The sequence below is a fragment of the Giesbergeria anulus genome, from assembly GCF_900111115.1.
GTDB classification, from domain to species: domain Bacteria; phylum Pseudomonadota; class Gammaproteobacteria; order Burkholderiales; family Burkholderiaceae_C; genus Simplicispira; species Simplicispira anulus.
Genome location: NZ_FOGD01000003.1, coordinates 221,296 through 235,866, shown reverse-complemented (window position 1 = coordinate 235,866; position 14,571 = coordinate 221,296). Strand labels below are relative to the sequence as shown.

Sequence of the window (14,571 nt, the reverse complement as noted above, 5' to 3'; positions counted from 1 at the left end):
TGCGAGCTATAGGGTACGGCCAGTCAAAGTGGCCGCTGAGGCTCACGCGGCTGCACGTCAGTGATATCCATATCAGCTTCACCAGGCAAGATACGCCCAAATTGGCTTTCCGGCCACTCGCCGGGGGTCTCACGCATCTCCGTCACATCGGTGACATCAGCCCCCGTGGCCGCTGAGGCCGATGCGCGGCGTGTTTGGCCCCGCTGGTACACCATGCGCCAACTGGCACGCGGATCTAGCGGCATCACCCAAGGGGTGACAGGACGCCCCGTTAAACGTGCCCACAGGGCGCGCAGCGCCCAAACCACGGCCAGCACCAGCCCCAGTGCCAGTACCACCAAAAACACTACCGTGCCCAACAACAACAAGACGGCCCGGAAAGTCCAGCGGATCAGCAACGCAATGAAATCAGCCACAACTATGCCCTACGCAATCGGCCCGTCTCTGGGTGGTGCAAACCACCGCCACCACAGTCAAAGACGGCCCAAGAATCCAACCCATGTTGGCACCTAAAAACCAAAGGTGCTCACATCCCCAAGGACTTGAGCAGCTCGTCAGTTTCACTCAAAACTACTGGGGGCACAGGCGCGCTGGCAGCCGCTTGGCTGGTCTCACGGGTCTGGGCCATCAGAGCGTCTGGATCAGGCGCGGCTTGGGCCTCAAAATCATAGAGCTTGATGAACTCAGTGCGGTCAATAGCCATCTCTAGGTAAAAGATGTTATTGGAGGCGGTGTAAAAAGTAACGCGGCGGGCCTCAGGCTGGTCAAGGTTGGCATCCACATTGAGCACCACCTCTTTGTTAAGTACCAACATTTTTGGCTGGTTTTGTGTGATGTGCGTTTGCAGCTCACGGCGCACCTTGCCAGTAAAGTCGCCCACCACTTGGTTCATCAGCTCGCCCATGACGTTGCTGACTTCATCCGAGGTAAAGGAGCTGGCCAGTTCTTTTTTCGACATGCCCATACTGAGCATGTAGCTCTCGTAAATTTCCATCGCCGCAGCGCCAGAAAAATTGATGATGACCAGACCCGAAAAGCCGCCATCAAACAACACAAAGCAGCCAATGTCAGGCTTGAGGCAGGTTTTGCTGATGCGCTGCACCATGCCCGAATAATTGATCTGGGTTTGGGTGGCTACATTGAGCACCCGCGTCACAGAATTGCACAGACTGACCAGCACATCTTCGGTGCCATAAATCACGGTTTCTTTGAGTGCGCTCATGGAGTTGTCTCGAAAAATAAAGCTATGGGTATAAGTGAAAGGCGGTGTATAGCACAAGCGACGAGGGTGTTCTTAGGCCGCCTCGCCACTTTGCTGCAAGGCCCACATCGTGGCGTAACGGCCATTGGCAGCCAGCAATTGTGCATGGGTGCCACGCTCAATGATCTGGCCCGCTTCCATCACCAAAATTTCGTGGGCATCGACTACAGTGGACAAGCGGTGCGCAATTACCAGCGCAGTCTTATTTTGCGCTACGCTGCTTAGTTCGGCCTGAATGGCACGCTCATTAGCCGAATCGAGCGCCGAGGTGGCCTCGTCAAAGATCAAAATAGGCGGGTTTTTGAGCAAGGTGCGGGCGATAGCCACGCGCTGCTTTTCACCACCAGAGAGCTTAAGGCCGCGCTCACCCACCATCGTGGCGTAGCCCTTGGGGGTGGCGGCAATAAAGTCGTGAATGCGGGCTGCGCTGGCGGCTTCTTCTACCTCAGCCCGGCTGGCACCGGGCCGGCCATAGGCAATGTTGTATTCCACCGTGTCGTTAAACAGCACCGTGTCTTGCGGCACGATGCCGATGGCTTGGCGCACGCTGCCTTGCGTGAGCTGGCGCAGTTCTTGCCCGGCCAAGGTGATGCGGCCTTGTTGGATATCGTAAAAGCGAAACAACAGGCGGGCCAGCGTCGATTTGCCAGAGCCAGATGGCCCCACCACCGCCACCGTTTTGCCCGCTGGCACGTCAAAGCTAATGCCCTTCAAAATAGGGCGGGCCGGGTCGTAGGCAAAGTGGACGTTCTCAAAGCACAGGGCGGCCCCTTCGGGCGGCACCACCAAGGCTTGGGCACTGGGGGCATCGGCCACTTCGCGTTCGCGATCCATCAACGTGAACATTTTGTCCAAGTCGGTCAGACTTTGCTTGATCTCGCGGTACATCACGCCCAAAAAGTTGAGCGGAATGTAAAGCTGGATCATGAAGGCATTGACCATGACCAAATCGCCCAGTGTCATGCGGCCTGCGGCCACGCCCTCAGTGGCGCGCCAGAGCATAGCCACCAAGCCCACAGCAATAATCACCTGCTGACCGGCATTGAGCATCGACAGCGTGGTTTGTGCCTTGAGCCGCGCTGTGCGCAGGCGTTGCAGGCTTTGGTCGTAGCGCTGGGCTTCAAAAGCCTCGTTGTTGAAGTATTTAACGGTTTCGTAGTTGAGCAGCGAATCAATGGCTTTGCTGTGCGCAGCCGAATCAAACTCATTGGCCTCGCGCCGAAACTGTGTGCGCCACTCCGTCACCCATACCGTAAAGGCGATGTAGCACACCAACGCCGCCAAAGTGATGCCTGCAAACCAGACGTCAAACTTGACCCCCAGCACTGACAGCACCAGCAGCACCTCGATCAGCGTGGCCCCAATGTTGAACAACGAGAAGGAAATGAGCGATTCAATGCCGCGCACGCCGCGCTCGATGTCGCGTGTCATGCCGCCGGTTTGGCGCTCCAAATGAAAGCGCAAACTCAGGGCGTGCAGGTGCTCAAAGGTTTGCAGCGCAATGGCACGGGCCGCCCCCTGCGTGGCCTTAGAAAACACCAGTTCGCGCAATTCGGTAAAAAACGAGGTCGATAGCCGCAAGCCACCATAGGCCAGTAGCAGCCCCACCGGCACCACCAAGAGCGCGGCAGGCTGGCCGGGCTGGATGGACATGGCATCGACCAAATTTTTCAGCAGTACCGGCACCCCGACGTTGGCCACCTTGGCCGCCAGCATAAAAGCGATGGCAGCCAACACACGCCACTTGTATTGCCACAGATAGGGCAGCAGGCGCGAAAGCGTGGCCCAGTCGGAGCGGGGCAAGGCGGCGGTATCCGCAGGAGCCGGGGGGGTACTGTGGCCGTGGTGGCGCATAGGGGACAATGCTTCAAGTTATTCTTAGCGAGATTGTGCCTATGTCTTCCACCTGTACTATTGCACCCGCCCGTTTGCCCAGTGTCCAGCTCCCTACAGATATGGAGTTGGTACTCAAAGTGGTGCCCATGCCCGCTGACTGCAACGTCAATGGCGATATCTTTGGCGGCTGGGTGATGGCCCAAGTGGATGTGGCCGGTTCCATCCTGCCCAACCGCTACGCACGGGGCCGTATGGCCACGGTGGCCGTTAATGAGTTCATCTTTAAGCAGCCGGTGCGCGTGGGCGATTTGCTGTCGTTCTATGCCAAAGTGATCCGTATTGGCACCACCTCTGTCACCGTGCTGGTGGATGTGTTTGCCGAGAGCTTTACCGAGCAGGGGCGCTATGTGAAGGTGACCGAGGCCCGCCTGACCTATGTGGCTATCGACCACGAAGGCCGCCCGCGCCCGCTGCCCTGCCAAACGCCAGCGGCTTAACTTCAGGAGACGATGTAGGCCGCCGAGCCTGCCGACATCAACTGCCCCTCTGGCCCCACAAACTCCATCCGGGTGCTGGCTACCCGCGAGCCTAGGCGCAACACTTGGGCGTGCAACTCAAAATGCGTGCCGATGCCAGGGCGCAGGTAATCTACGCGCAGGTCAATGGTGCCCAGTTTGTGAAAGCGCGCTAGGCGCTGCGCTGGTGGCTCGTCCATGTGCTTGGCACCTATGGCCGCCATCACCGCCAGTGCGCCGGTGGCGTCTAGCCCGGCACTGATTACACCACCATGCACCCGGTTGTAGGCAAAGTGGCCGACCAGTTCGGGCTTCATGTCGATGCGGGCCACCACGCGGTCGGGCTGCAGGGTGACGATCTTCAAGCCCAACATCTGGTTAAAGACGATGCGCTGCTCAAAAATGTCTTTCATGCCTGCAATAAATTCGGGTTCAAATACTGCGGCTAACGGGGTATGTTTGCTCATGCCCACCATTGTGCGGCAGGCACCTACAATTCCGAGCCGTCTTTTTGGGTCTGTCTGTCCTTGAAAACCTCCCCACCTTTTGCGTCTGCTGCTGTGGCAGCCCCTTCTTTTTGGTCTGCCGCTTCGGGCGCTGTGGCTGTGGGTGTTTCTTGCCTGCTGTGGGCGTTGGTGCAGTGGCTAGCCAGAGGCAATCTGGACGGCTACCACGATATGCTCGAAAACTACGCTTGGGCGCAAGCGTGGGATTGGGGCACACACAAGCATCCGCCCTTCTTTGCTTGGGTGGTTGGGGTATGGTTTGCTGTTTTTCCGCAAAACGACTTTTTTTATCACCTGCTGTCTTATGTCAATGTAGCGGTAGGTTTGTGGGGGGTGTGGCATCTGGCAGCACGTTTGGGCTTGCGCACGCTGGCACCTACAGCCGTGCTGCTGTTGCTGTGGTGCCTGCCTTACACCACGCTGGCTGCCAAGTTCAATGCCAACAGCCAATTGCTCTCGCTGTGGCCTTGGACGGCAGCTTTGCTGTTGGCAAGCTGGCAAGAACGCGGTGGGCGCGGACTGGCCTACAGCGTTGCGCTGGGGCTGCTGGCTGGGGCCAGCATGTTGAGCAAGTATTACAGCGGCGTGTTTCTGGCGGGGTTTTTACTGCCCATTTTCTTGAGCACTGAAGGCCGCCAGTGGCTGCGCACGCCGCGTCCGTATCTAGCGCTGGCTGTGTTCTCCTTGGTATTGGCACCGCATCTGGCTTGGGTAGCTGGGCATGGCTGGATCACTTTGGGTTATGCCATGGAGCAAGGCAGCGGCGCTACCCAATGGGGCTATGTGCTGCGCTTTGCATTGGCACCGTGGCTGTATTGGCTGCCGGGCTGGCTGGCCTGTGTGGCGGTGTTTAGCTACCAGCAGGCGCAGCGGCAAGGTCAACGTTTTTGGCCGCTGCTGGGGCGGCTGGCTTGGCGCAGTTGGCTGCCCACTGGGTCGTCAGACACCCTGTTTTGGCTGGCTTGGGCACCGTGGGCCTTGACGCTGGGGTTTGGCATCGCAGGTGTGGCCGAGTTGTCCTCCCCGTGGGCCATTCCGATTGGCTTTGCTTTTTCTTTGTTGTGGTTGCGCAATATGCAGATAGCAACCCCTGAGGCCACACCAGCCGCATTACACGCCTTGTACCGGGCTGTGGGGCCAGTTTTGGCCGCCGTTGCCTTGGTGGCACTGGCGCTGGGGATAGGCAGCGCCCGCACCGGCCAAGGTGGCTACTACCGCCCCAGTGCCGAGGCCGCCCAAGTCATTGCCCAAGACTGGGCGCAGCGCCATCCGGCGCTGACGCTGGGCTGGGTGGGTGGCGCTTGGGCCGAAAACGCCCTGCTCTCGTTCTATGCCCTGCCAAAGGCCCGTACCCTGCCGGGCCTGCCCGATAGCTATCCTGCCTTGTTCAACCCACATCCGGCATGGCAGCAACAGGCTGGTATGCTGCTGTGTCCACGCGGCACTCTACGGCCTGATGGCAGCCAGCCTTTGCCTACGGTGTGCGACCAGCAAGCCCAGCAGTGGCTGTTGCAGCGCGGGCAAAATGCCACCCCCCGATTGCTCACGGCGCAGCGCCAAGGTTGGCGCTTTCCGCACCCCCAAACCTTTGTTTACGCCGTGTTTGATGTGTTGCCGCAGCCTGCATCGGCGCACCGTCTGCCATGAGTTCTTCTGCCCCTCCCATGACACCCCTGCATCCGCGTCCGCCACTGCGCCTGAGCTGCGTGGTGCCTGCCTACAACGAGGCTGGTCATCTGGCTGAATTTTTACAAGCCTTGCACGCCTGTGCGGCAGCCCTGACCAGCGATTTTGAAATTCTGGTGATTAACGATGGCAGCCGCGATGCCACGCGCGAGGTGGCGCTGGCGCAAGCACAGGCGCTGGGGGTGCGCTACTTGGAGTTTTCGCGCAATTTTGGCAAAGAGGCAGCACTATCGGCGGGAGTAGATCACGCGCGGGGCAATGCCGTACTGCTGATTGATGCCGATTTTCAGCACCCGCTGGAGCTGGTGCCACGTATGGTTGATCTCTGGCGCAATGGTTACGACATGGTCTATGGTGTGATTGCCGACCGGGCAGCCGAGAGCAGCCTCAAGCGCTTGGGCACCAATGTCTTTTACCGGCTCATGAACTGGGGCTCTAGCGTACAGATGCCGCGCAATGCCGGAGATTTTCGGCTGATGGACCGCAAGGTGGTCGATGCCCTCAAGGCCCTGCCGGAGCGCAACCGCTTTATGAAAGGGCTATACGCTTGGGTTGGATTTACGACGGTGGCGCTGCCCTTTGTGCCCGCTGAGCGTTTTAGCGGCCAGTCTAGCTTTAGCCTGCGGCGCTTAGGAGCGCTGGCGCTGTTGGGCCTGACCTCTTTTACGACGCTGCCGCTGCGTTTTTGGAGCGTGGCCGGAGGCTGCATTTCACTGTTGGCCATCGCCTATGGCCTGTGGATCACCATTAGCACACTGTTGTTTGGCAACGCAGTGGGCGGCTGGCCCACGTTGGCGGCCAGCGTGATGTTGTTTTCGGGGGTGCAGTTGCTGTCGATTGGTATTTTGGGCGAATACATTGGCCGCATCTACGAAGAGGTGAAACAACGCCCGGTGTATTTGCTCGCGCAAGACGAAGACCACAGCCCACTGGCCCCGCCCCACCCATGAAAGCCTTGCTAATGTGGCTGCGCGGCTGGCCGCAGCCCTTGCGTTTTATGGCCGTGGGCGGTGCCGCCGCCAGTACGCATTTGCTGGTAGTGGCGCTGCTGGTGCAGGGCTTGCATTGGCCGCCGTTGGCAGCCAATGTGCTGGCCTTTTTGCTGGCGTTCTGGGTCAGTTACGGCGGCCATACACTGCTCACGTTTGCGCATACAGGCGTGGCACACCGGCAGGCGCTGCCGCGCTTTTTTGTCGTAGCCTGTGCAGCCTTTGTGGTTAATGAAGTGCTCTACTTTGCTGCCTTGCGCTGGCTGCCGTGGCACTACCTCATCAGCTTGTTTTTGGTGCTGCTGGCAGTGGCGGTGGGCACCTTTATCAGCAGCAAATTGTGGGCCTTTGCCCAGCCAGCCCCATGAAACACATCACCCTGTGTGCCGATGATTTTGCCTTGCACCCGGCAGTCGATACCGCCGTGGTGGCGCTGGCCCAAAGAGGCCGACTAAGCGCCACCAGTTGCATGACCACCTCTCCGCGCTGGCCGGAAGCAGCCCAGCTGCTGCCACCCCTGCGCCCAGCGTTGCAAGTGGGCCTGCACTTTAATTTGACCGAGGGGCATGGCTGCACTGCGGCCCCCAGTCTGGTACAGGTGCTGGCGCGGGCCTACGGTGGGCAGTTGCGCCCGGCGCTGATCGCCCCCATCTTGCACAGCCAGTTGGATGCCTTTGAGCAGCACTTGGGCACCGCCCCCGATTTTATTGACGGCCACCAGCATGTCCACCAACTGCCGGGGGTACGCACCGCCTTGTTGCAAGTGCTGCACGCCCGCTATGGCAGCCATCAGCCTTGGGTGCGCTCTACCCTGCCTGTGCGGCTAGGGCCAGACAAGGCCACGGTACTGGCCGTGTTGGGGGGCTGGAGCCTGCGCCGCCATCTGGTGCGGGCGGGGGTACGCCACCACCCGGCTTTTGCCGGGGTGTATGGCTTTGATGCCACCACGCCAGCAGCCTATGGCGCACACATGGTGCAATGGCTGGCACAAGCCACGGAGGGCACCTTGCTGATGTGCCACCCAGCCAGCACCCCAGTGCCGGGCGATGCCATTGGCAGCCAGCGGGCGGTGGAATACGCCTATTTGGCCTCGCCCGAATTTGCTGCTTTATTGCAGCGCCTTGGGGTGGTGCTGGTGCAGGGCGAATCCCTACCCCAAACACCTAAGAGCTAACCCGGCCAAGTCACCGTGACAGTACAGCCCTCGCCAAGGATGGCGCTGGCCTGTGCATCACCACCGTGGCGCTTGGCAATGGCACGCACCGCTGCTAAACCGGCCCCCACGCCCTCAAACTCGTTTTCACGGTGCAGGCGCTGAAACAAGCCAAACAGCCCTGCCGCTTGCGCTGGATTGAAACCGACGCCATTGTCTTGGATGCGCAAGCCCACTTGGCCCTCGGTGTTGCGCCAACAGGCAATGGCAATGCGCGCCGGTGACCGCGATTGTGTGAACTTGAGCGCATTGTCCAGCAGTTGCCGCAGCAATTGACGCAGCAGGGCGGCATCAGCCTCGACGTGGGCGGTTTGTAATTGTGCTTGCCACTCAATGCTGCGCTGCGCCGTGCGCGCAGCCAGCTCGGTTTGCACCTCGGCCAACAAAGCCGCCAAGGCCACCGGCTGGCGTTGTAGCGGCGCACGCACGATGCGCGACAAGGCCAGCAGGCCATCGAGCATCTGGCCCATGCGCCGTGCCGATTGGTTCATGGTGCCCAGAAACTCCTCGGCTTCTTCCCAAGCGGGGCCTTGCAACCCGGCCTCTGGCAACACCTCGGCCAGCAGGGTGCCATAGGAGGTAACATGGCGCAGCGGCGCACGCAAATCGTGCGATACGGCACGCAGAAAATCCTCGTAGGCTTGGCTTATCTCGGCCAATTGACGCTCGCGCTGCGCCAGCAGCATGCGCAACTGCGCCACTTCTTGCTCGGTGCTGGGCGTGGGCGGCGTCATGTGGCCTCAGCCTTTGGGTTGTTTGGCTGGGCGCTGCCATTGGGCAATGTTGATCGGCTTGCCACGGGCCACGCTCAAGCTGCCAGGGGGCGCATCTTTGGTCAGGGTGGTGCCAGCACCCACGGTGCCACCGGCTCCGATGGTCAGTGGTGCCACCAGTACGCAGTTGCTGCCGATATGTACATCGGCCTCAATCACCGTGCGGTGCTTGTTGGCACCGTCGTAGTTGGCGGTGATGCTGCCTGCGCCATAGTTGACCCGCTCACCCACCGTGGCATCGCCTAAATAGGCCAGATGGTTGGCCTTGGCACCAGCGGCCAGCGTGCTGTTCTTGACTTCGACAAAGTTGCCGATATGCACCTCTGGGCCCAATTGGGCACCGGGGCGCAAGCGGGCAAAGGGGCCAATCAAAGCGCCTTCACCCACACTGACCCCCAGTTTTTCGCCATCTATGTGGGTATAGGGGTGAATGATGGCTCCGGCAGCAATACGCGCATTGGCAATGCAGCAGTGCGCGCCAATTTGTACGCCTTCGCCCAACTCTACGCGCCCGGTAAAGATGCAGCCGACATCAATCTCTACATCTTGGCCGCACACCAGCGCGGCCTTGGCACCTGAGCGCACATCGTCACGCAGATCAAAGCGGGCCGGGTCGGCCAGCCGCACCCCTTGCTCCATCAGCGCACGGGCTTGACGCCCCTGGTGGGCACGCTCCAACTCGGCCAGTTGCAAGGGGCTGTTCACACCCGCAACTTGCAAGGCGTCTGCAATGCAGTGGCCCACCACGGGCACACCGTCTTGCACTGCCATCGCCACGATATCGGTCAGGTAATACTCGCCTTGGGCATTGGTATTGGTGAGCCGGGCCAACCAGCCCGCCAACCGCTGTGCAGGCACCGCCATGATGCCGCTGTACACCTCGGTGATGGCGCGCTGTGCCGCGCTGGCATCCTTGTGCTCCACAATGCCCTGCACGGCACCAGTGGCAGCACGCACGATGCGGCCATAGCCGGTAGGGTCGGGCAAAGTCACAGTGAGCAGGGCCAACGCCCCACCAACCGCCGTTTGTGAAGCCGCAATCAGGTCACGCAGGGTATCACCTTGGGTGAGCGGCACATCGCCCGACAACACCAGCACGGTGCCATCACCGGCCAGCAAAGGCACCGCCTGCTGCACCGCATGGCCCGTGCCCAATTGCGGCTCTTGGCGGGCAAATTTCAAAGCAAAGTCGGCGCTGGGGCCGTGGGATGCGGCCATCGCTGCTTCTACGGTAGCGGCTTCGTGGCCCGTAATGACGATGGCACTGCGCGGCTGCAACTGCGCTGCCGTATCCAACACATGCTGCAACAGGGCACGGCCAGCCAGCCGGTGCAGCACCTTTGGGCGGCGGCTTTTCATGCGGGTGCCCTTACCGGCAGCCATGATGAGGATATCGATAGGTGATGTCATGATGGGCTTGTCGTGGTTAGCTCAGTGCAACGCGGGCAAACTTGCGCTTGCCCACCTGCACCACATAGGTGCCAGCGGCCACCTTCAGGCCCCGGTCACTGACCACGCTGCCATCGACGCGCACACCGCCACCGTCAATGAGGCGATTGGCCTCGCTGGTGGACGGGGCCAGATTGGCCTGCTTGAGCAGAGCACCAATGCCCAAGGGCGCGCCAGACAGGCTCACCTCTGGAATCTCATCGGGGACACCGCCCTTGCTGCGGTTGATAAAGTCTTGCTCGGCTGCATCCGCTGCCGCCACACTGTGAAAGCGCGCCGTAATCTCTTTAGCCAACATCACTTTGGCCTCTTTGGGGTTGCGGCCTGCGGCTACTTCGGCTTTGAGCGCGGCAATGTCGGCCAAGCTCTTGAACGACAGCAGCGTGTACCAGTCCCACATCAGCGTGTCAGAGATCGACAGCACCTTGGCAAACATGCTGTTGGCCTCTTCGGTGATACCAATATAGTTGTTCTTGGACTTGGACATTTTGTCCACGCCATCCAACCCTACCAACAGCGGCATGGTCAGCACGCACTGCGGCTCTTGGCCGTATTCTTCTTGCAAATGGCGGCCCATCAGCAGGTTGAACTTTTGATCGGTGCCGCCCAGCTCCAAATCGGACTTAAGCGCCACCGAATCGTAGCCTTGCATCAACGGGTACAAAAACTCATGCACGCTAATGGACTGGCCGCTGTGGAAGCGCTTGTGAAAATCATCGCGCTCCATCATGCGGGCCACGGTGTACTTGGCCGCCAGTTGGATCATGCCACTGGCCCCCAGCGGCTCGCACCATTCGCTGTTGTAGCGGATTTCAGTGCGCGCGGGGTCTAGCACCAAGCTGGCCTGCTGGTAGTAAGTTTCGGCATTGAGCTTGATTTGCTCCGGCGTGAGCGGTGGCCGTGTGCTGTTGCGCCCAGAAGGGTCGCCAATCAAGCTGGTGAAATCACCAATCAAAAAGATGACTTGGTGGCCCAAGTCCTGCAATTGGCGCATTTTGTTCAGCACCACCGTGTGGCCGATATGGATATCGGGGGCGGTGGGGTCTAGGCCCAATTTGATGCGCAGGGGCTGGCCGGTGGTTTCAGCACGCACCAGTTTTTTGACCCATTCATCTTGGGGCAACAGTTCCTGCGCACCGCGCAGCGAGGTTTCTAGGGCTTGGCGTACCCCGTCCGACAACGGGGTCGACGTCACAAAAGAGTCATTCATATGTTATTTTTTACAACCTTGGACGATGGGCTTGGCTATACTTCGCCCACTTTGCAGTGGCCGATTCTAGTGGCCCACCTTTTCAGGCACACCTGAGACGCTGCAGTCTGTCAGTTTGTGCGCTCCGCCGCATCCAGTGCTTGTGCTGGAATTTTGCCCCGGACACACGCTCACCTAGGGGAAATCATTTTGAAAAACGGCTTTACCACCGCCAGTGCGGCCCTGCTTTCGCGAATTTCTTACAGCCTGCAACAACACCCTAAACGCATTACCGCCGCCTTGGCCACCGTGCTGTTGACCGGTGGCGGTGGTGCTTTTGCTGTGGCCTCGTTGGGGCCAGACGCCGCCGACTTGCCAGTGCGCTTGGTAGAGGAACCCGTGCAGTCGCTGGCCAGCGGCTCCACCTTGGCCGATTTGAGCGATGGTGCCACTTTCTCTTTGTACCGCGCCGACAATGTGCGCAACACTGACACCGCAGAATCCCTGTTGCGCCGTCTGGGTATTGCCGATCCAGCAGCAGCAGCCTTTTTGCGCCGCGATAGCCTAACCCAGCAAAATCTACTAGGCCGCCATGGTCGCCTCGTACGCGCCGAAACCACCGATGACCACCGCCTACTGCGCTTGGTGGCACGTTGGGCCCATGAAGACAATGGCATGTTCTCACGCTTGGTGGTAGAAAAAAATAGCGAAGGCAAACTCGTCTCGCGCCTAGAAACCGCCCCACTGACCGTCTCCTCTCGGCTGGCTGGGGGCATCATTCATAGCTCGCTGTTTGCTGCCACCGACGATGCCAACATTCCAGACAATGTAGCCACCCAAGTGGCCGAGATTTTCTCTACAGAAATTGACTTCCGTCGCTCCCTGCGCAAGGGAGATCGTTTTTCTGTCGTTTACGAAACGCTAGAAGCCGACGGCGAGCCACTGCGCAGTGGCCGCGTGCTCAGTGCCGAGTTTCGTAACCACGGCAAAACCCACCAAGCGGTGTGGTTCCAAGCGCCAGGGGCTGACAAGGGTGCTTACTTCAACCTCGAAGGCCAAAGCCTGCGCCGCGCCTATCTCAGCTCGCCGCTGGAGTTCTCACGCGTGACCAGTGGCTTTGCCATGCGGTTCCACCCCATCCACCAAACTTGGCGCGCCCACTTGGGTACCGACTTTGGTGCCCCTGCTGGCACCCCCGTACGCACCATTGGTGATGGCGTGGTGGAGTTTGCTGGCACGCAAAACGGCTATGGCAACATCGTAGTTATCAAGCACCGCAACCAGCACGTGACGGCCTATGCCCACTTGAGCCGCATTGATGTGCGCAAGGGCGAAAGCGTATCCCAAGGCCAGAACATTGGCGCGGTGGGCGCTACTGGCTGGGCTACTGGCCCGCACCTGCACTTTGAGTTCCGCGTCAATGGCGTCCACCAAGACCCCATGGTGATCGCCAAGCAAAGCGAGGCAGCAGCACCCGTAGCGGCAGCCCACCGCACCGAATTTAACCGCCTTGCAGCCAATATGCGCATGCAATTCAACTCCGCCGACTTGGTGTTCCAAGCCAGCGCACAATAAACAAGCAAGCTAGGCCCGAGCGATGGAGCGCTATATCGGCCTGATGTCAGGCACCTCCCTCGATGGGGTAGATGGGGTGCTGGCCGAGTTTTCTGGCTCGCGCTGCACCGTCACGCACTACCAGTCAGCAGAGCTGCCGCCAGACCTGCGCGCCGAACTGCTGTCCCTCAACCGCAGCGGCCCAGATGAACTGCACCGCGCCGCACTGGCCGCCAATGCCTTGGCACGCATTTATGCGCAGGTGGTGCGGGCCTTGCTGGCCGCTAGCGATTTACCCGCCCAAACCATTCGGGCCGTCGGTGCCCACGGCCAGACCGTGCGCCACCGCCCCGGACAATACGATGGCACTGGCTATACCCTGCAACTCAATAGTCCAGCCTTGCTGGCAGAACTGACCGGCATTACCGTGGTGGCCGATTTGCGCAGCCGCGATGTGGCCGCAGGCGGCCAAGGCGCGCCGTTGGTACCTGCTTTTCACCAGCAGGTGTTTGGCCGACCGGGACAAGAGACACTGGTGCTCAATATCGGCGGCATATCCAACCTCAGCGTATTGGCTGCCGATGGCAGCGTGCTCGGTTTTGACTGTGGCCCCGGTAATGCCCTGATGGATGGCTGGTGCCAGCGCCACATGGGCCAGCCTTTTGACCATGCGGGCGCTTGGGCCGCCAGCGGGCAGGTGATCCCAGCCTTGTTGCAGCGCTTGCAAGCCGAGCCTTTTTTGCACCAGCCGCCCCCCAAGAGCACAGGCCGTGACCTGTTCAATCTGGATTGGCTGGCGGCAAAACTCGAAGGCTATGCCGATTTAGCCCCGCAGGACGTACAGGCCACTTTGACCGAGTTCACCGCCTTGGTCTGTGCTGCCAGCGCGCAAAGTCACGGCCCGCACAGTGACTTGCTGCTGGTGTGCGGTGGTGGAGCATTTAACCAACACCTGATGGCGCGCCTGCAAGCGCTCTTGCCCACCCTGAAAGTGCAAGCCAGCGGCAGCTACGGGCTACCCGCCCAACAGGTAGAGGCTGCCGCCTTTGCTTGGCTGGCCCGCCAAGCCCTACTGGGGGCACCCGGCAATCTGCCCAGCGTGACCGGCGCGCGTGGCGCGCGGGTGCTGGGGGCCATTTACCCGGCCTGAAGGGCGGCCAAGTCAAACAGCTGGCCGCGTTCTTGCGCCAGCCACTCTAGCACCGGGTAGGCACCGGGCAACACCGGTCGCACTTGCAGCGGCAACTGTTGCCACGCCATTTCCTGGCCTTCGCGCATTTCGAACTCGCCCGTCCAATCCCAGACCTTGCACCAGTGCAAGCGCACCAAGGCATGGGGATAGTCGTGCTCCGTCACTTTCCAAACTTCAGCCGGGCCTATGGTGATGCCCAGTTCTTCGATCAATTCGCGGCGCAGGGCTTGCTCTACGGTTTCACCGGCTTCGATTTTGCCGCCCGGAAACTCCCAGTAGCCCGCATAGGCTTTGCCCGGAGGCCGGGTGGAGAGCAGCAGCGCCCCATCGGGGCGCAGGAGTACGCCCACGGCCACCTCGGTGTGTTGGCGCGCAGGGATGGCTAGGGGGTTGGCATCGCTCACGGCA

Annotated in this window: 15 protein-coding genes; 7 read left to right on the top strand and 8 right to left on the bottom strand. The window is 60.4% G+C overall.

Annotated features, from left to right (window positions below):
* Positions 1-23 precede the first annotated feature (23 nt).
* From BMX55_RS08005 to BMX55_RS07995, 3 genes are all read right to left on the bottom strand, one after another.
* Positions 24-416, bottom strand: a complete 393-nt coding sequence (locus tag BMX55_RS08005) for a hypothetical protein (RefSeq protein ID WP_143059597.1) — start codon at positions 414-416, stop codon at positions 24-26.
* A 110-nt stretch (positions 417-526) separates the two neighbouring features.
* Positions 527-1,222 carry a DUF3334 family protein gene (locus tag BMX55_RS08000; protein WP_091455533.1) on the bottom strand — a complete coding sequence of 232 codons (696 nt, stop codon included), beginning with the start codon at positions 1,220-1,222 and terminating at the stop codon, positions 527-529.
* A 72-nt stretch (positions 1,223-1,294) separates the two neighbouring features.
* Positions 1,295-3,115: an ABCB family ABC transporter ATP-binding protein/permease gene (locus tag BMX55_RS07995; RefSeq protein WP_091455529.1), complete on the bottom strand. Its 1,821-nt coding sequence runs from the start codon at positions 3,113-3,115 to the stop codon at positions 1,295-1,297.
* 41 nt (positions 3,116-3,156) lie between these two features.
* On the opposite strand from BMX55_RS07995, the gene BMX55_RS07990 reads away from it, so the two are divergent.
* On the top strand, positions 3,157-3,594 hold the full coding sequence (locus BMX55_RS07990) for an acyl-CoA thioesterase (RefSeq protein WP_091455526.1): 438 nt from the start codon (positions 3,157-3,159) through the stop codon (positions 3,592-3,594).
* A gap of 2 nt (positions 3,595-3,596) precedes the next feature.
* Here the strand turns inward: BMX55_RS07990 and BMX55_RS07985 are convergent, their stop codons facing one another.
* A complete protein-coding gene (locus BMX55_RS07985; RefSeq protein WP_091455754.1) occupies positions 3,597-4,079 on the bottom strand; it encodes a thioesterase family protein in 483 nt (160 codons plus the stop codon).
* 93 nt (positions 4,080-4,172) lie between these two features.
* Here BMX55_RS07985 and BMX55_RS07980 point away from each other — a divergent pair, with 93 nt between their 5' ends.
* From BMX55_RS07980 to BMX55_RS07965, 4 genes are read left to right on the top strand one after another with little or no spacing between them, the layout of a single operon-like run.
* Positions 4,173-5,765, top strand: coding sequence for a glycosyltransferase family 39 protein (locus tag BMX55_RS07980; RefSeq protein WP_245751327.1), 1,593 nt, complete (start codon positions 4,173-4,175; stop codon positions 5,763-5,765).
* The gene (locus BMX55_RS07975) at positions 5,762-6,754 is read left to right on the top strand and encodes a glycosyltransferase family 2 protein (protein WP_091455520.1); all 993 of its coding nucleotides are present in this window, start codon (positions 5,762-5,764) and stop codon (positions 6,752-6,754) included. The genes BMX55_RS07980 and BMX55_RS07975 overlap by 4 nt, the downstream gene beginning before the upstream one ends.
* Positions 6,751-7,161, top strand: coding sequence for a GtrA family protein (locus BMX55_RS07970; protein WP_091455518.1), 411 nt, complete (start codon positions 6,751-6,753; stop codon positions 7,159-7,161). The genes BMX55_RS07975 and BMX55_RS07970 overlap by 4 nt, the downstream gene beginning before the upstream one ends.
* Positions 7,158-7,967, top strand: coding sequence for a ChbG/HpnK family deacetylase (locus BMX55_RS07965; RefSeq protein ID WP_091455515.1), 810 nt, complete (start codon positions 7,158-7,160; stop codon positions 7,965-7,967). Before BMX55_RS07970 ends, BMX55_RS07965 begins: the two co-directional genes overlap by 4 nt.
* On the opposite strand, the gene BMX55_RS07960 is transcribed toward BMX55_RS07965, so the two are convergent.
* Genes BMX55_RS07960 through tyrS form a run of 3 tightly spaced genes read right to left on the bottom strand, consistent with a single transcriptional unit; the run spans position 7,964 to position 11,438 of the window.
* Entirely contained in the window at positions 7,964-8,740 is a 777-nt protein-coding gene (locus BMX55_RS07960) for a sensor histidine kinase (RefSeq protein ID WP_091455511.1), read from the bottom strand. The two genes, BMX55_RS07965 and BMX55_RS07960, sit on opposite strands and share 4 nt — an antisense overlap.
* 6 nt (positions 8,741-8,746) lie before the next feature.
* Positions 8,747-10,189, bottom strand: coding sequence for a bifunctional UDP-N-acetylglucosamine diphosphorylase/glucosamine-1-phosphate N-acetyltransferase GlmU (glmU, locus tag BMX55_RS07955; RefSeq protein WP_091455507.1), 1,443 nt, complete (start codon positions 10,187-10,189; stop codon positions 8,747-8,749).
* Positions 10,190-10,205: 16 nt separating this feature from the next.
* The gene (gene tyrS, locus BMX55_RS07950) at positions 10,206-11,438 is read right to left on the bottom strand and encodes a tyrosine--tRNA ligase (RefSeq protein WP_091455504.1); all 1,233 of its coding nucleotides are present in this window, start codon (positions 11,436-11,438) and stop codon (positions 10,206-10,208) included.
* 189 nt (positions 11,439-11,627) lie between these two features.
* Between tyrS and BMX55_RS07945 the strand changes: the two genes are divergently transcribed.
* Complete coding sequence (locus tag BMX55_RS07945) at positions 11,628-12,992, top strand: M23 family metallopeptidase (protein ID WP_091455500.1); 1,365 nt, start codon at positions 11,628-11,630, stop codon at positions 12,990-12,992.
* Positions 12,993-13,014: 22 nt separating this feature from the next.
* The gene (locus tag BMX55_RS07940; protein ID WP_091455496.1) at positions 13,015-14,121 is read left to right on the top strand and encodes an anhydro-N-acetylmuramic acid kinase; all 1,107 of its coding nucleotides are present in this window, start codon (positions 13,015-13,017) and stop codon (positions 14,119-14,121) included.
* On the opposite strand, the gene BMX55_RS07935 is transcribed toward BMX55_RS07940, so the two are convergent.
* Positions 14,109-14,567, bottom strand: coding sequence for an NUDIX domain-containing protein (locus BMX55_RS07935; protein ID WP_245751326.1), 459 nt, complete (start codon positions 14,565-14,567; stop codon positions 14,109-14,111). The genes BMX55_RS07940 and BMX55_RS07935 overlap by 13 nt on opposite strands.
* Positions 14,568-14,571: the final 4 nt, after the last annotated feature.